The sequence below is a fragment of the Cohnella sp. LGH genome, from assembly GCF_017671885.1.
GTDB lineage: Bacteria > Bacillota > Bacilli > Paenibacillales > Paenibacillaceae > Cohnella > Cohnella phaseoli.
The window spans coordinates 7780006-7796514 of record NZ_CP072117.1; the positions used below are offsets into that span (position 1 = coordinate 7780006).

The window sequence follows — 16509 nt, forward strand, 5'->3', positions numbered from 1 at the left end:
CTCAATGCCGATCGACTGCTGGAACCCTCCGCCCCGATCCGCTACAATTAGAAGATACGAAAGGCGGTTGAATACGGATGACAGAACGAATCACAAGACTTCAACAATATATGGATCGACAGCAGCTGGATGCGATGTTGATCACCTCTCCGAAACACGTCTATTACTTAACCGGCTTCGCGACCCATCCTCACGAGCGGCTGCTGGCGCTCCTTCTTCCTAGAGGAGAACAGGCCCGCCTCCTTGTACCAGCGCTTGATTACGAAGCGGCTCAGGCGGCTTCCTCCGTCGCAAGCATCCATACACATCAGGATACGGACAACGCATACGAGATCCTCGGACAGTTGCTCCCTCCAGGTATAACGACGCTAGGGGTTGAAAAGGACGACCTCAACGTCAATCGATTCGAGGCCATCCAGGCAGTTGCAGCTGCAGCAAGCTTTGTCGACATCGGTCTTCCACTAAGGGAAATGCGAGCAGCAAAAACGTCGGCAGAGGTCGCGAGCATGAAGCACGCCGTGCGCCTAGTCGAGGAGGTGCTGCAAGCCGGGCTGTCGCTCGTCAAACCCGGAGTGACGGAGATCGAGCTTGTCGCTGAGCTGGAGTATCAGATGAAGAAGCTTGGAGCAGAAGGGCCCTCCTTCGATACGATGGTGCTGACCGGACCGAAAACAGCGCTGCCGCACGGCTCGCCCGATCGGCGGTCGGTAGCCGAGGGCGAGTTGATTCTATTCGATCTTGGGGTATATGCCGAAGGCTACGCTTCGGATATTACACGTACGTTTGCGGTTGGAGAAGTATCTGAGGAACTAAAGCGAATATACGATGCGGTACTTCAAAGCAACCTGCGAGCCATCGAGGCAATTCGCCCTGGCGTATCGCTCGGTAGTCTCGACCGCATCGCTCGGGAAACGATCGCCACAGCTGGTTACGGCCCGTATTTCAACCACCGGCTCGGTCACGGCCTTGGCATGGACGTTCACGAATACCCTTCGATTCACGGGATGAACGAAGATCTTGCCATTGAAGGAATGACTTTCACCGTCGAACCGGGAATTTACGTTCCCGGCGTAGGCGGTGTGCGCATTGAGGACGATGTGCTCGTCACCGCCGGCGGCGTCGAGGTGCTGACATCGTTCCCCAAGGCCTTCACGACAATCGGGGGCTGACGTTGGAGAAAGCCACGCGGTGCTGTCAGCCAAAATGGCCATTACAGAAAAAAAACCTTCCAGCCAGAGCATCGGATTAGGGGCTGCCCCCTTAATCCCGCTGTTCTGCCGGAAGGTTATTTTTATTCCTTCTTTTTTTTGCGTTTCCGAGGCTTCTCGCTGCCGCCGGACTCTTGCGGAACCGCCGCGACGGGCTTGACAAGCGGCTTGGACGGCTTGCCCGCTCCGCGTGCTGCTCCGTCTCCGCGACCTTTGCGTTTGCCGTAGGATTTGCCGCCATCGGCCTCGTCGTCAATCGTCTTGTAGTTGCCGGAACGCGGCAGTCCCCACATATCCAGCCCAGGACCGCGCTTCTTTCCTATGGCCGTTTTGGCGCTCTCACGATCGCCTCTGCCCACCTTCTGGGCGTCCCGATCGCCGCGCCCTCCGCTTGGGTCGCCGTTCTCGCGAACTCTGCTACCCCTTGCCTCATCCCGAACGACAGGCTTCGCCGACTCATCCGGCATAGGCGCGTTGACCGCCTCGGCTCCGCCGCCGCGCGGCTTCTTCTTCCTCTTCCCGCCGCCGGAGACGACGCTGTTGTAGAAGCCGCCGTCCAGCTCATCCGGCACCGACTGACCACGCCCAGAACCGGAGCCGCCGTTACCTTTGCCGCCATGGCGTTCCTCGCGTCCGCCATCAGCTAGGCCGCGCCCTTCGCCTTTGCCACCACTTCCGCCGACTTGGCTGCGTCCGCCTTTGCCGCCACGTCCGCCGTCACTGCGACCGCCGGAGCCTCTGCGCCCGCCGCGCTCGTCCGAGCCGCCGCCGATGCCGACCCAACGGCCAGCTGCGTTCAGCTTTTTGCGCTTGCGATCGGCATTGCGACCGGAACCGGCAGCTCCTCTTGCATCCACGTAGCTGATGCGTTCCGAGCTCCGCGGTCTCATGTTAAGCAGCTCGAAATCGATCGTATGCTCGTTCATGTTGACCCGAGACACGCGAATTTCCACCTCGTCGCCGATCCGGTAGATTTTGGACGTCCGCTCCCCGATCAGCGCCATATGAAGCTCGTGGAAGTGGTAATAGTCGTCCGTCATATCGCTAAGACGAATAAGTCCTTCGACCGTATTTTCCAATTCGACGAACATGCCGAAGCTTGTCACGCCGCTGATAATTCCGGAGAACTCCTCGCCGATCTTGTCCAGCATATACTCGGCCTTCTTCAGCTTCTCCGTGTCCCGCTCGGCATCCACAGCCGTGCGCTCTCGCTCGGACGACTGCGTCGCAATGTCCGGCATACGCGCGTTCAACGCTTCGAAGCGCGACTCCGGGAGCGCCCCTCCGTTTTCCAAAACCTCGCGCATGACGCGGTGAACGATGAGGTCGGGATAACGACGAATCGGCGAGGTGAAGTGCGTATAGTAGTCCGCAGCCAGCCCGAAATGCCCCAGACTCTCCGCATCGTACTTCGCTTGCTTCATCGATCTCAGCAGCATTGTGCTGAGCACCGTCTCTTCCTTGGCGCCGCGAATTTCCTCCAGCAGCGTCTGCAGCGCTCTCGGGTGGACGGTGTTGCCTTTGCCCCGAACCGCATAGCCGAAATTGCTCGCAAACTGCATAAAAGTCAACAACTTCTCGTTGGTCGGCTCCTCGTGAATCCGGTACACGAACGGCACCTTTAACCAGTGAAAATGCTCCGCCACCGTCTCGTTCGCAGCCAGCATGAACTCCTCGATAATCTGCTCTGCGATCGACCGCTCCCGCTTGACGATATCGACCGGCTTGCCCTGTTCGTCCACGATCACCTTCGATTCCTGAAAATCGAAATCGATCGCGCCCCGACGCATTCGCATCGAACGCAGTCCCAAAGCCATCTCCTTCATCAGCTTAAACGTATCCACTAGCTCCGAGTAACGCTCGGCCACTTCCGGGTCTTCTTCGTTCACAATTTTCCGCACGTTCGTATAGGTCATTCTCTCGGTCGTTCTAATAACGCTCGTAAACAGATCGTAGCGAACCCGCTTCATCGTGTCCGGTTCGAATTCCATCTCGCACGACATCGTCAGCCGATCCACCTTCGGATTCAGCGAGCAAATTCCGTTCGACAAGCGATGCGGCAGCATCGGAATGACGCGATCGACGAGATAGACGCTGCAGCCGCGATTGTAGGCTTCCTCGTCCAGCTTCGACTTCTCGCGCACATAGTAGCTGACGTCAGCGATATGCACGCCAAGCAGCAGATTGCCGTTCGGCAGCCGCTCCACGTTCACCGCGTCATCCAGATCCTTCGCGTCCTCGCCATCAATTGTCACGATAACCTTATTCCGCAAATCCCGACGGCCCTGCTGCACGATCTCCTCTTCAGAGATTGCATCCGGCGCCGCTTCCGCCTCGGCCAGCACGTCGTCTGGAAAGCCCTCCGGCAAGCCATGCTTACGGATAATACTCAGAATATCGACGCCCGGATCGTCCTTGTGACCGAGAATCTCGATAATCTCGCCTTCAGCGGCCGTACGACCTTCCGGATATGTAATAATGTTCGCGACGACCTTCTGCCCGGTTACCGCTCCCTTGAAATTTTCCGCCCGGATAAAAATATCCTTCGTAATTCTTTTATCGTCCGGCTCCACGAAGCCAAAGCTCTCGTGATTGTGGAACAAGCCGACGACCTGCGTCACCGCCCGCTTGACGATGCGGACGATCTCTCCCTCGAATCGACCGTTCTCGTTCTTCGCGGACACCCGCGCCAGCACGATATCCCCGTTCATCGTCCCCTTCATGTCGTTGGCATGAATGTACAAGTCGGGATGCTCTCTATCCTCCGGAATCAGGAACGCAAAGCCTTTGGGATTGCTCTGTATGCGTCCGCGCAGCAAATTCATCCGTTCCGGAACTCCGTAACGGTTGGAGCGCGTCAGCAGCACCTTGCCCTCCTGCTCCAGCTCGGTCAACAAACGCAAAAATTGTTTGAATTCCACCGCGTCCTCAATGCCGAAATGTTTCTCAAGCTCTTTGTACGTCAATGGTTTATAAGCGGTTTCCCGCATGAAATCGAGCAGCTCCTGCTCCGTGCACAGCGGCATCCGAATCACCTCTTCCAACTATAGTATGTACATGATATGGGTTTGGCAATCGGACGACGCCCTGTCCAGTATGCCGTTCTATGCAAAAAAGGCGGGAAGCTCTCGCCCCCCGCCTGATTGTTATCCCGTCCTAGTTCTTCACGAAATAAGCAACCACCAAAGAAAGGATGAAGAAACCAACTGCCAAGCCGATCGTCAGACGCTGCAGGAACAAATCGATCCCGCGAGCCTTCTGTTTTCCGAACAAGTGCTCAGCGCCCCCGGAGATCGCCCCAGACAGACCTGCGCTCTTCCCGCGTTGCAGCAGAACGACCGCAATCAGTCCGATCGAGAAAATGACCAGGATAATTTTCAGTACGATGTCCATCGACTACACCCCCTAAATCCCGTTACAAAAACAGTATTTTTATTTTATCACAATCACCGCCCGGTTGACAACCTTCCAAAAAATGCCCGCCGCGGATAGCAAAGTACCTTTACATCGAACATAGCTTCAGCTTTTACTGCAACTCGCCCCGCATCCCCGCAGCGGCAGCCGTCCGGTATTCCGTCGGGGACATTCCGATCTTCTGCTTGAATTTGCGAAAGAAATAATTCGAATCGGAGAATCCGCATAAAGACGCGATTTCCGATGCCTTAAGCGAAGTCCCGGCAAGCTGTTGCATCGCGTCCTCAAGCCGCAGCCGATTCAAATAATCGCTGAAAAACTCCCCCGTCTCCGCTTTGAAAAGGCGCCCCAGATAGATCGGGCTTACATGCAGCTCGTTGGCGACCATTTGCAGTGTCAACTCCTCGCGGAAGTGCTCGCGCAAATATCGTTCCGTCTCCACCGTCAGCCGATTTTTCTCGTGGGAGGATAGCTCTCGGACGATTTCATCGACCGCCTCCAGCAGACGCAGCACGTCCTGGCGAATCGCCGGAACCGTAGCGGACGCGAACGGCCGGGCGAACAGTTCTTCCGGCAAGCGTTGACGAGCATCCTCGGCCCGAAGCAGCCGCAGCGCCTCCTTCACGGTTGCGATCCATTCCGAAGCGATGTATTTTGCCGCAGCCAGCGGGTCGTCCTGTTCCAGCGAGACCGCGAAATCCCGTTCCAACGCTGACTCCCATTCCTCCCGGCGACCGGCGGCCAGAGCGGGAACGATCTGCCCGTGATCGCTGGCCTCATGCCCGGCTTCCGCGGAAGCGGCAGCCAGCGAACGGCGGTCTGCGCATTGAGCGGGACCGGTCTGCTCCATGCCGTCCAGTAGGCGCAGCGCGTCTCCGTACGAGACGTGTGCGAGGTGCAAACGCTCCGCGGGTTTGCCTATCGCGCAGTACCACGGCGTCTTCAACAGACCCGAGCATTTCTCCGACGCGCTTCGCAGCCAGGCCAGATTCGCGTCCGCGAACGCCTCGGCATCCTTCCCTTCGCCAAATAGCAGACAGACGATCTGCTGTCCGGCGTTGAGGAACGCCACGCCCTTTCCCTCCTCCGCGAGCAGTTCGTCCATCGCGTTATAGATCGCGAAAGAACGGAAATTACGCTCCGCCTCGGTTAGCGCTCCCTCTCTCGCATCCTTCCACCCAATCACCGCAGCCTGAATGAGACGCGTATGCGCGACTCGAATTTTCAGAAAATCGAGCTTCTCTCGCAATTGCTCGTCTTCGATTCTGTTCTCTACCCAGCGGTTTAATACATTGTTGCGAAGCAATTGGAACGTTTCCCGGCGGATTTGCTCGTCCATCCATCGGCTTTCGATCTGTTCCACGCAGGATTTGGCGATCTCCTCCAGCTCGCCCGGATCGACCGGCTTGAGCAAATAATCCTCCACCTGGTATTTCATCGCCTGTCGAACGTAGGAGAAATCGTCATAGCCGCTCAGCACGATGAGATGCGTGTTCCAGTTTTTCTTGCGGATTTTCTCCATCAGCTCAAGCCCGTTGCCGCCGGGCATGCGAATATCGGTGAGCACGAGGTGCGGCGCCTTGCTCAGAAACATGGCGTAGCCTTCGTTTCCGCCTTCAGCCTCTCCCACGATCTCGATGCCGAGATTTTCCCAATCGATCAGATGCTTTAATCCGTTGCGGATATATTCGTCGTCGTCGACGATCAGCAGCTTAGGCATGCTTATGCGCCCCTCTCGGTGTGGAATCGGCCGGAAGCTTCATCGTCAAGGAAAACCCCTTCTCGGGAGGCAAGGAATTGACGAACAGGCCGTAAGCGTCCCCATAATAGGACCGGATTCTTTCGTGAATGTTTTTCAGTCCGAGATGCTCCGTCGGAATGACGTGCTTGGCGTTCAGCCAATCGTTCAGCTTGGCCTGTTCGGCGAGCGTCGCTCCCTTGCCGTTGTTCCAGATTTCGATCAGGCGCGCTCCCGTTTCCCGCTCGCGCCCGATTTTCAGAAGAATAAACGGATCTTCCGCCTTCTCCAGTTCCCCGTGCAAAATCGCGTTTTCAACGATCGGCTGCAAGCTGAACTTCGGCATCATGCAATCTCGCAAATCCTCGTCGCTCTCCGCCTCCAGCTCGACTTGTTTCGTCTTCCCCATCAGCAGCAGATCGAGATAATACTGGGTATACCGAAGCTCCTCCTCGACCGGAATCTCCTCGCTCTCGGTTTTAAGCAGCCAGCGGTACAGCCGCCCGAGATAGAACAGCTTGTTCGCCATTTCCGGCTGCTTGCCGACGACCGCCTGCATCCGTAGCGATTCCAGCGTATTGTACAGAAAATGGGGATTGATCTGCATTTTCAGAGCCAAGTATTCCGCATTGCTCTTCTGAACGTCCGCCACGTACACCCGGTTGATATAATCCTGAAGCTCCCGGGTCATTCGGTTAAAGCGGTCGATCAGATCGCCGATCTCGTCGTTGCCGGTGTTCTCCATCGGCTCGGCGAACGGATTGGCCTGCACGCGCTTAAAATGCTGGGTCATGCCGCGGAGTCGCTTGGTGACAAAGCCAAGAATGTAATGGATAAGCAGCATACATAGAATCCAAATCGCGAACAGCCCTCCAACGATTAACAGCGTAATCTCGGACAGCCTGCCCTGAATGCTGGCTTTGCTAACCATGCCGGCAACGCTTATCCCGTATGCAGGAATGTCCGCTGAGGCCCGCAGCATCACTTCTTCGCTCAGTTCCTCTCCCTCGCGGCTGTCCAGAAGCGTCCTCCCCGCTTGGCGAATGACGACCCGTCCATCCCGCTCCTCCGTCGGCATGAACTTGCCGAACAACGTGCGCGAATCGATGACCGTCATAAAATATCCCGTAGCGTTGTCGGCGCGAATATCAGAAAAGTCGAATAACGGATTGATCAGATAGAGCAGCGGACGATCTATATTGCCGTACAAGCCGTCTACGCGCCCGATGAACGGGTATTCGTAGGTTTGAGGCAATGCGGCGAACAAACCCGTCAAATCGAACTCGCGATCCAGGGCGGCCGACGGATAACGGCTCTTGTGAAAAAGTGCTCCATCCGCCCCTCGGTACATGAGCACCGACATCACGTTCGCGTTTCTCTCCAGCATGTAGGATTGCAGTCCGGTGAAATACTTCCGTTCCGCGATCGCCTCCTCTTCCGTCCTTGCAACGCCCTCCGGTAAAAAGCGGGAATAATAGCCGGGTGTTCCGCTCAGCGGGTAGATGGCGATCGTCTCCCGCTTGAACTGAGTGATCAGATCGGCCAGTTCTTCCCGCAACAGCTCCGTACGGACCTTCAGCAAATCATTTTCCCGTTCCTCAAGCAATCCGTAGAACCGGTAATACGTTAGCAGCCCGATCAGCACGAACACGAGCAGCAGCGCCGCGCCGATGCCGAGCGTCAGCTTGCGGAAGACAAACCGTCCAATCAAATTACGGTATAATCTGGCTAACATCGGCACCCTCCTGTCCTCGCGGTGCGAATTCGTTTAATTCGTCCAGCAAATCGCAAGTTATTCCTGTAGAGAGCGTTTTCCGCCTCGAAATATACTAGAACTGTAGCAAATCTCAACAAGATTCGAAAGGGGATCATCAGATGAAAACAAGAAAATGGCCGCGTCTGGCAGCCGCTTCGACGCTTGTTCTGTCCTTGGCGTTCACCGCCGCTTGCGGCAAAAGCAACGATCCGGTCGCATCCGGCAGTCCGTCGGCTTCTCCTGGTCAGTCGTCGTCCCAAACACCTGAAGAGCAGGTGGAAATTTCTTTTTTGTCCCTCATCACGACCAACCTGACGGAAGAATTCTGGGACAAATGGATCGCAGATTTCGAGACGAAAAATCCCGGCATCAAAGTCAAGCGGATTCAGGCTCCTTCGCTTGAGGGCTTGAACGACAATTATGCGAAGACGCTGCTCACTGCCGGAGATTTCCCGGACGTGCTAAGCAACATCTCCTATCAGGATTTCGCCAAGGCCGGAGCGTTGATGGACATTCCGATCGACGACGACATTAAGAAAATCAACGATTACGAATCGCTGCTGCTCGAAGGCAAGCTCTACACGCTCCAAGCCTATCTGCAACCGCACACGCAAATTTTCTACAACAAGGACCTGTTCGCCCAAGCCGGCATCGAGAAGCTTCCTCGCACATGGGACGAGCTTGAAGCGGTCGCCGACAAGCTGAAACAAGCGGGCATCACCCCATTCTTGACCGCGGGCGACTGGATGACGACTCTGACGTTCTCCATTCTGACCGGTCCGGAGATTTTCGGCAAAAATCCGAACTGGTACGCGGACAAGAACGCCGGCAAAGTCAGCTATCAGGACGAAAACTGGATGGCCGTCGCCGGACGCTACAAAGATTTCGCCGCCAAAGGCTATTTCAACAAAGGCGCGCTTAGCATCGGATATGAGCAGGTCGAGCAGGAGTTCCTCAAGGGCAACGGCGCGATGTATCCGATGGGTTCCTGGTTCACTGCAGCCTATGCGGCGGCCGATCCGGGCTTCGAGGCCGGAGTGTTCGCTCCGCCTACGCTGGATGGGGAGAAAACGTACATGTCCGGCTCCCGCGGAACGAGCTTCGCCGTATCGAATACGACGGCTCATCCGGAAGCCGCGCTGAAGTTCGCCAAGTATTTGGTGCTCGATCCCGATTTTCACAAAGCTTTCGCCGCTAGCGACGGCATGTTCTCCGGTCTCGCCGAGCCGGACAACTACGAGTTCTCTCCGCTGCAGCAGGAGATTGCCGATCTGCTTGCGGAAGCAGGCACGATGTCCGGCTACGAGACGCAGCGCGCCGGGGATTTCCCGGTGAACGGGCTCGGCAACCAACTGGCCAAGGTTGGACAGAACCTGCTACTGAACGGTAGCGAGCTCGCCAAGGAAATGAAGAGCCTCGACGATTATTGGGAGAAGAACAAGTAAGAGGCCCGGACGCCCGATCCGCGGCTGGCTTGACCGCAGTCCCGAATCGAACGCCAAGGGTACACGCGCTCGTCGCCTGTACCCTTCCTTTTTCCCGCCGGATCTCGCAAGCAAGGGAGTGAATCGACTATGAGAAAAGACGTATGGACGCGGGGACTTCTGTTTGCCCCGGGCTTCCTCGTCTACCTGATCTTCATGATGATCCCGATCGGCATGTGCGTCTACTACAGTCTGCACGATTGGGACGGACTAAGTCCGGTCTATCAGCTTGTCGGCTTGGACAACTTTATCGCCGCCTTGTCGGATGCCGACTTTCTGCGCGCCCTGCGCGTGACCGCCGTCATCACGATCGCGGGCACGCTGGCGATCAACGTGCTCGGCCTTCTGTTCGCCGTGCTGCTCAACAAGCCCGGCCGCATGACCAATCTGTACCGTTCGGTATTCTTTTTCCCGCTGCTGCTGAGCGCCGTCGTCGTCGGCTTCCTGTGGAAAGCGATTCTGAATTATAACGGCATTCTCAACGGCGTACTGGAGCAGCTTGGCTTAGCGAAGCTGGAAATCTTCGGCGTCCCGAGTAACGCCATCCTGACGATTACGATTCTGATCGTCTGGCAGAACCTTGGGGGCGTCATCGTTCTCTATCTCGCCGGCTTGCAGGGCATACCGAACGACCTATACGAAGCGTCCAAGATCGACGGAGCCGGGCGGCTGCAGACGTTCCGCAGCGTCACCTTCCCGATGCTGGCGCCCAGCATGACGATGTGCATGATCTTCATCTTCACAACGCTGGCGCGGGAATACGACCGCATCGCGGTCCTGACCAACGGCGGGCCCGGGGGCGCGACGGAGACGGCCGCTTTCACGATCGTCAAGCTCGGCATCAACACGAACCGGTTCAGCTACGCCGCTTCGCTGGCCGTCATTTTGATGGCGCTTGTCGCCTTTATCTCCATCGTCATGACCCTTTATTTGCGCAAGAGAGAGGAGCGGATCTTATGAGCGAACGCGCGGCCAACCGACTGCGGCACGTCTTCTTGATTTTGCTCTGCCTCGTGCTGCTCGTCCCTTTCTATATCGCGGTCGTCAACGCCTTCAAGCCGAAGGACGCAATCGTTTCCGATCCGATGGGCATCCCGTTCGCGAAGCTGACGCTGCGCAACTTCGCCGAAGCGGCGTTCACGCCGACGTTCAATATTTTCAAAGCCTACGGCACGACCGCGATTATTACGATCGCTTCCATCGTCTGCCTCGTCGCGCTCGGTTCGATGATGTCGTATGTGCTGGCCAGAACGAAGCATCGCTTCTTCACCTTCGCCTACCTGCTGCTGCTGGGCGGGATGATGATTCCTCCCCAGGTCATCCTCATTCCGATCATTAAGCTGCTGCGGGCGCTTGGTCTGATGTTTTCCGAAACCGGGCTGATTCTGTACAACACCGGATGGTACATCCCGTTTACCGCATTTATTTATACCGGCTTTATTCGCACGATTTCGAAAGAACTGGACGAATCGGCCATGATGGAAGGCGCGAACGGGTTTCAGATTTTCTGGCGCATCATCTTCCCGATTCTGAAGCCGCCGACCGCATCCGTCGTCATCTTCCTGTTCCTGTTCGTCTGGAACGACTTCCTGAACCCGCTCGTACTGCTCGGCTCGACCAAGGGCTACACCGTCACGACCGGAATTTATATGGCCGTCGGTCAGTACAGCACTAACTGGGACGAGATTTTCGCCCTTGTCGTACTCGCCTCGCTGCCGGTTCTGATCGTCTTCCTGTTTTTGCAGCGCTACTTCGTCTCCGGCCTCGCCGACGGGGCCGTCAAAGGATAACCGAAAGGATGATTCGCAATGGGAAAAACGCTGATGAGCGCCCTCGTCTACGAGGGTCCGCGAGAGATGAACGTCCGGGGAATGTCGATCCCTGAGCCGGCAGACGGCGAGGTGCTGATTCGCGTAGCTAAAGCCGGAATCTGCGGCTCGGAGCTGAGCGGATACCTCGGGCACAATTCGCTGCGCAAGCCTCCTCTCGTCATGGGCCATGAGTTTTCCGGCACGATCGCCGCGCTTGGACAAGGCGTTCAAGGCTTCAGCCCAGGGGAGCGGGTGACGGTTAATCCGCTCCTGTCCTGCCATGTCTGTCGAAGCTGCCGGGAAGGGCGCCCTCAGCTGTGCGAGAGCCGGAAGATCGTTGGCGTTCACCGCCCCGGCGCGTTCGCCGAATATACGACGGCTCCGGCCGCCAGCGTCTACCGGCTGCCGGAATCCGTCTCCATGGAAGCCGGCACGTTAGCGGAACCGCTCGCCTGCGCCATACACGCGGCCAGACTGGCGGAGCTGGACCCTGCCGACCGGCTGCTGATTTACGGCGGCGGCCCGATCGGCCTGCTGCTCCTGCAAGCCGCGCGGCGCTTCGGCCTTAGTGGCATCGTGCTGGCCGAGCTGAATCCGCATCGCCGACGGATTGCGGAGGAGCTCGGCGCGATCGCCGTAACCGGCGAGGAGGAACTCCGCGCGGTGATGCCCGAAGGCGGCTTCGACGTTGTTGCCGATGCCGTCGGCGCGGCGGCTACGCGAATGCAAAGCGCTCTGAACGCCCGGCTTGGCGGCAGAGTAGTGTTCTCCGGGCTGCACGAAGCGGACAGTCCGCTGCCGGTCAACGTGATCATTCGCAACGAGCTTAAGCTTAGAGGAGCCTTCTGCTACGACGACGCCGACTTCGAAACCGCGCTGCAATGGCTGGCGGATGGCAGCGTCGGCTTGGACGATTGGTTCAAGATCAGCCCGCTGTCTGAGGGCAAAGCCTCCTTCGAGCTGCTGCTCTCCGATCCGGGCCCAGTCGCTAAAATTGTTCTGTCTATTTAGAGGAGGTTAATCAACCATGAAGAAACTGCATGGAGTCATTCCCATTCTGCCGACTCCCTTTACGGACGACGGAGCGAACGTTGATTACTCCGATCTTCGCTCGATCATCGACACGGTCATCGCCGAAGGCGTTCACGGCGTCGCCTTGCTTGGAGTCGCCAGCGAGTTTTACAAGATAGACGACGCCGAGAGACGGCTAATGATCGAAACAACAGTCGAGCACGTCGCGGGCCGCGTTCCCGTCGTCGTCAACATTACGCGCAACGCCACGGCGCTGGCGGTCAAGGACGCCCGCCATGCGGAAGAGGCCGGAGCGGACGCAGTGATGATCGTTCCGCCGTCCTTCATCCCGCCGGGCAACGAAGCCATTATCGAGCACATCCATGCCGTAGCGGACAGCGTCAAGCTCCCGGTCGTGATCCAGTATGCCCCGAATGTCACAGGCGTTTCCATTCCGGTCTCCACTTTCCTGGATATCGAGCGGCAGCGCGGCGGCGAACTGTATATTAAAGCCGAATCGGTGCCCCCGGGGCCTCTGCTCAGTTCGATCGTCGAGCAGACCGAAGGACGGATGGGCGTATTTATCGGCAACGGCTGCGTCCAGATGTACGACTCGCTGGAGCGAGGAGCGGTTGGAATGATGCCGGGAGCGGCAATGGTCGTCCCCTACCTGGCCGTCTACGAAGCCTTCATGCGCGGAGATAAAACGACCGCTTTCCGCCTGTTTAACGACCTGCTTCCGGTTCTGAACCATACGACGCAAGCGGCGGAGCTGTTCGTCCAATTCGAGAAAACGATTCTAAAGGCCCGCGGCGTCGTCAAGAACGACGTCTGTCGACGGCCGAACGCCGTTCCGGATGAAGCGATGAAAACGATGCTCCGCCGTTACAGCGATTATGTACGGGAACGCTTCGGCGCTCCGCTCATGCCTTAACCCGGGAAGGAAGTGACGAGGATGAGAAGCGTTAACGCCCAATCTCCGGCACGCATCGCCTTCATCGGCTGCGGCGGAGTCGCGGATTTTCACGCCCAAGCGATCCTGCGCTGCTCCGCCGCCCGTCTGGTCGCTGTCAGCGATCGCAACGTCGGCTTGGCGGAGGATAAAGCCGCTGCATGGGGCGCGGAAGCGCGGACGACGGAACGGCTTTTGCTGTCGGACGACATTGAGGCGATCTACGTGCTAACCCCGATGGAAAGCCACATCGAGCTGGCAGAAGCCGTCCTAAAGCACGGCAAGCACGTATTGGTCGAGAAACCGGTCAGCCACGATCTCGAAGGTATCCGCCGCCTGATCGACTTGTCCGGGCAACAGGGCAAGTGGTGCGTTCCCGGCCACAGTTATTTATATTTGCCGGAGCTGGCGCGCATGAAACGGCTGATTGGCGAAGGCGCCGTCGGCCGTCCGCTGTCGATGTTCATGAGCGAGATTTACCGGATGCCGGACGAGCGGGCCCGCCTCTATCACGGCCCCTCCATCGAAGTGCTGTGCCATCAGATCTATCTAATGATCGCGTTGCTCGGCGTACCCCGACGTATTCAGGCGTTCGCGGGGACGATCCGGCGAGAGCTCTTCCCGGACGGCGACGAACAGGTGACGGTAAATGCAGAGTTCGAGAGCGGAGCGCTTGCTCATCTGTACGTCTCCTGGGCTGGAGAAGACGAGACGAGCGATCCTTGGACCTTCAAGCTTAAAGTGCTGGGCGAATCCGGCGGCATGCACTTCTCCCGCCGCGACCAGGTGAACGGGTCGGCGGAGACGCAGCGGGAATACCCGCTCTATCTGGAGATGTTCGAGCAGCAGACCGAGCATTTTGTCCGCCGCTGCCTATTAGGCGGGGAGTCGCCCCTGTCGACAATGGCCGACGCGCTGCGAACGATGGAGATCGCGGCTGCCGTGCGACGCTCCTTCATAAACGGAACGGTGGAAGCTTTGACATTTTAACGAAAGACGGTGATTTTCATGAGCGAGTTGGTCATTACGAATATCGAGACGATTCGCCTGTCCTACCGCTACAGCGAGGAAGAGCGCTGGCAGTGTCCGGGCTGGACGACGCTGCAGCGCAACGCGACCCTTGTACGCATCTGGACGAATAAAGGCATTCACGGCATCGGCGAAGTCAGCGAGGACTCCTGTATTCCGCAATCGGTATCCTCGATTATCGACGAACACTTCCGAGCCATGCTGATCGGGGAAAACCCCTTCGACATCGAGAAGCTATGGCGCAAAATGTTTGTCCGCTCCCTGCACTGGGGCCGTAAAGGCGGCGCGATCAAAATTATTAGCGGGTTGGAGATTGCCCTGTGGGACATCGTGGGCAAGGCGCTGAACCGGCCGGTGTACGACCTGCTCGGCGGGGTCTGCCGCGATCGCGTCCGCGTCTATGCGAGCGCGGGCATGAGCAATGAAGAGAACGAGTTGATCGAAGAGATGCTACGGCATAAGGATGAGGGCTATACGGCGCTGAAAATGCGGATCGGCAGCAGCCCTCGCGGCGATGTGGAGAAGGTGCGTAAAGTCCGCGACGCCATCGGCAAAGACATCGACCTGATGGCCGACGCCGGCATGAGCTACGTGGATGCGACCTGGGACTTCAACACGGCGCTGCGTGTGGCGCGGGGATTGGAGCCAGCCGACTTGTTCTGGCTGGAGGAGCCGCTCATTAACGACGATATCGACGGCTATGCCCGCCTTGCTGCCGAGATCGACATTCCGATCGCCGCCGGCGAGAACGAATATACGAAATACGGCTTCAAGGAGCTCATCGCTCGACGCGCAGTCGACATCGTTCAGCCGGACGCCACCCGCAGCGGCGGCATTATGGAGTGCAAGAAAATCGCCGCGATCGCGGACGCGTTCCAGATGCGCATGGCGCCGCACATTTTCACGTCCGGCGTATCGCTGATGGCGAACCTTCACCTCATCGTTTCCTCGCCCAACGCGATCGTCATGGAGTACGACCGTACGATTAACCCGCTGCGCGACGAGCTGCTGGTCGAGCCGCTGAAATACGAGAACGGCTTCGTCACGTTCCCGAAAGGTATTCCGGGCCTGGGCGTCAACCTGACGGACGAGCTGATCGAGAAATTCAAGTTCATTCCGGGCGAAATTTTGAGCAAGGGCCCCTTCACCTGCGATCATGCGTTTTGATGCGCATCAGCATTTCTGGAACATCGAGCGGCTGCATTATCCGATCCTGAGTCCGGAAGCATTCGGAGAGCTGTACCGCTCAATCGAGCCGCCGGATCTGGAGCCGCTGCTTCGGGAAGCCGACATCTCCGGCACCGTCGTTGTGCAAGCGAAGGACGGCTTGGACGAAACCGAGTATTTGCTCGAGCTGACGGACCGGTATCCCTGGATCGCCGGCGTCGTCGGCTGGGTCGATCTTGCTTCCCCGGAGCAAGCCGCTTCGCAGCTTACAGCGTTCGGTCGCCATCCGAAGTTCAAGGGAGTCCGGCATCTGGTCATGGTCGAACCGGACGACGATTGGCTCGTTCGGCCTGACGTTCTGAAAGGACTAAGCGCGCTCGCCGCTTCGGGCTTCTCGTTCGATGCCGGCGTGGAATTCCCGAAGCATCTGCGCCATGTGGAGACGATCGCACGGTCCGTACCCGACCTGAGAATCGTCATCGATCATCTCGGCCGGCCGCCAGTCGGCACGCCGGACATGGCGGCCTGGGAAGCGGAGCTGGCCCGTGCCGCTGCATTTCCCAACGTCTACTGCAAGCTGTCCGGCCTGAGTGTCGCTCAGCCCATAGCTCCTGCTGTCGTAGCCGCTCTGCGCCTGTTCGGCGCCCGGCGACTTATGCTCGGAAGCGATTGGCCAATCTCGAATGCTGGCCTCCCGTACGAAGAGGCGCTGGACACTCTGGTTCGTTCAGCCGGAGAACTCTCGCAGCCGGAATTGGATGCTTTGCTCGGAGGAACGACTAAGGAATTTTATCGCTTGTAAGCGGCAGCCGGTCCATTCCGGATGATAGGAGCTTTTATGTCGCATATGTCGACGCAACCGCGTCGTTTCGGCAGCGTTGTTCGCGTTCGCGCGGAGCGCTGGGACGAATATCGCAAGCTGCATGAAGCCGTATGGCC

General features: G+C 57.9%; 13 protein-coding genes. 9 read left to right on the forward strand and 4 right to left on the reverse strand.

Going from position 1 to position 16509, the window contains the following annotated elements; translation table 11 throughout:
* Positions 1-77 precede the first annotated feature (77 nt).
* On the forward strand, positions 78-1169 hold the full coding sequence (locus J4772_RS31935) for a M24 family metallopeptidase (RefSeq protein WP_209073008.1): 1092 nt from the start codon (positions 78-80) through the stop codon (positions 1167-1169).
* Positions 1170-1291: 122 nt separating this feature from the next.
* Here the strand turns inward: J4772_RS31935 and rnr are convergent, their stop codons facing one another.
* The 4 genes from rnr to J4772_RS31955 form a co-directional block, all read right to left on the reverse strand.
* Positions 1292-4228, reverse strand: a complete 2937-nt coding sequence (gene rnr / locus J4772_RS31940; protein WP_209077565.1) for a ribonuclease R — start codon at positions 4226-4228, stop codon at positions 1292-1294.
* Between the two features lie 136 nt (positions 4229-4364).
* Complete coding sequence (gene secG / locus J4772_RS31945; protein ID WP_116064662.1) at positions 4365-4601, reverse strand: preprotein translocase subunit SecG; 237 nt, start codon at positions 4599-4601, stop codon at positions 4365-4367.
* Positions 4602-4734: 133 nt separating this feature from the next.
* Entirely contained in the window at positions 4735-6342 is a 1608-nt protein-coding gene (locus J4772_RS31950) for a response regulator transcription factor (RefSeq protein WP_209073009.1), read from the reverse strand.
* Positions 6335-8095: a sensor histidine kinase gene (locus tag J4772_RS31955; protein ID WP_209073010.1), complete on the reverse strand. Its 1761-nt coding sequence runs from the start codon at positions 8093-8095 to the stop codon at positions 6335-6337. The genes J4772_RS31950 and J4772_RS31955 overlap by 8 nt, the downstream gene beginning before the upstream one ends.
* A gap of 140 nt (positions 8096-8235) precedes the next feature.
* On the opposite strand from J4772_RS31955, the gene J4772_RS31960 reads away from it, so the two are divergent.
* The 8 genes from J4772_RS31960 (at position 8236) to J4772_RS31995 (ending at position 16372) form a co-directional block, all read left to right on the forward strand.
* The gene (locus J4772_RS31960; protein WP_209073011.1) at positions 8236-9561 is read left to right on the forward strand and encodes an ABC transporter substrate-binding protein; all 1326 of its coding nucleotides are present in this window, start codon (positions 8236-8238) and stop codon (positions 9559-9561) included.
* A 129-nt stretch (positions 9562-9690) separates the two neighbouring features.
* Positions 9691-10560: a carbohydrate ABC transporter permease gene (locus J4772_RS31965; RefSeq protein ID WP_209073012.1), complete on the forward strand. Its 870-nt coding sequence runs from the start codon at positions 9691-9693 to the stop codon at positions 10558-10560.
* Positions 10557-11390 carry a carbohydrate ABC transporter permease gene (locus J4772_RS31970; protein WP_209073013.1) on the forward strand — a complete coding sequence of 278 codons (834 nt, stop codon included), beginning with the start codon at positions 10557-10559 and terminating at the stop codon, positions 11388-11390. Before J4772_RS31965 ends, J4772_RS31970 begins: the two co-directional genes overlap by 4 nt.
* A gap of 18 nt (positions 11391-11408) precedes the next feature.
* Positions 11409-12422 (forward strand): alcohol dehydrogenase catalytic domain-containing protein, encoded by a 1014-nt coding sequence (locus J4772_RS31975; RefSeq protein ID WP_247740913.1) that lies wholly within the window; start codon positions 11409-11411, stop codon positions 12420-12422.
* Between the two features lie 16 nt (positions 12423-12438).
* Complete coding sequence (locus J4772_RS31980) at positions 12439-13356, forward strand: dihydrodipicolinate synthase family protein (protein WP_209073014.1); 918 nt, start codon at positions 12439-12441, stop codon at positions 13354-13356.
* Positions 13357-13377: 21 nt separating this feature from the next.
* A complete protein-coding gene (locus J4772_RS31985; RefSeq protein ID WP_209073015.1) occupies positions 13378-14364 on the forward strand; it encodes a Gfo/Idh/MocA family protein in 987 nt (328 codons plus the stop codon).
* 18 nt (positions 14365-14382) lie between these two features.
* Positions 14383-15570 carry a mandelate racemase/muconate lactonizing enzyme family protein gene (locus J4772_RS31990; RefSeq protein ID WP_209073016.1) on the forward strand — a complete coding sequence of 396 codons (1188 nt, stop codon included), beginning with the start codon at positions 14383-14385 and terminating at the stop codon, positions 15568-15570.
* Positions 15560-16372, forward strand: a complete 813-nt coding sequence (locus J4772_RS31995) for an amidohydrolase family protein (protein ID WP_209073017.1) — start codon at positions 15560-15562, stop codon at positions 16370-16372. Before J4772_RS31990 ends, J4772_RS31995 begins: the two co-directional genes overlap by 11 nt.
* Positions 16373-16509 lie beyond the last annotated feature (137 nt).

Excerpts from the sequence above, each read along its gene's own strand:
- J4772_RS31935 (WP_209073008.1), top strand. The coding sequence starts at position 78 with ATGACAGAACGAATCACAAGACTTCAACAATATATGGATCGACAGCAG.
- secG (WP_116064662.1), bottom strand. The coding sequence starts at position 4,601 with ATGGACATCGTACTGAAAATTATCCTGGTCATTTTCTCGATCGGACTG.
- J4772_RS31950 (WP_209073009.1), bottom strand. The coding sequence starts at position 6,342 with ATGCCTAAGCTGCTGATCGTCGACGACGACGAATATATCCGCAACGGA.
- J4772_RS31955 (WP_209073010.1), bottom strand. The coding sequence starts at position 8,095 with ATGTTAGCCAGATTATACCGTAATTTGATTGGACGGTTTGTCTTCCGC.
- J4772_RS31960 (WP_209073011.1), top strand. The coding sequence starts at position 8,236 with ATGAAAACAAGAAAATGGCCGCGTCTGGCAGCCGCTTCGACGCTTGTT.
- J4772_RS31965 (WP_209073012.1), top strand. The coding sequence starts at position 9,691 with ATGAGAAAAGACGTATGGACGCGGGGACTTCTGTTTGCCCCGGGCTTC.
- J4772_RS31970 (WP_209073013.1), top strand. The coding sequence starts at position 10,557 with ATGAGCGAACGCGCGGCCAACCGACTGCGGCACGTCTTCTTGATTTTG.
- J4772_RS31975 (WP_247740913.1), top strand. The coding sequence starts at position 11,409 with ATGGGAAAAACGCTGATGAGCGCCCTCGTCTACGAGGGTCCGCGAGAG.
- J4772_RS31980 (WP_209073014.1), top strand. The coding sequence starts at position 12,439 with ATGAAGAAACTGCATGGAGTCATTCCCATTCTGCCGACTCCCTTTACG.
- J4772_RS31985 (WP_209073015.1), top strand. The coding sequence starts at position 13,378 with ATGAGAAGCGTTAACGCCCAATCTCCGGCACGCATCGCCTTCATCGGC.
- J4772_RS31990 (WP_209073016.1), top strand. The coding sequence starts at position 14,383 with ATGAGCGAGTTGGTCATTACGAATATCGAGACGATTCGCCTGTCCTAC.
- J4772_RS31995 (WP_209073017.1), top strand. The coding sequence starts at position 15,560 with ATGCGTTTTGATGCGCATCAGCATTTCTGGAACATCGAGCGGCTGCAT.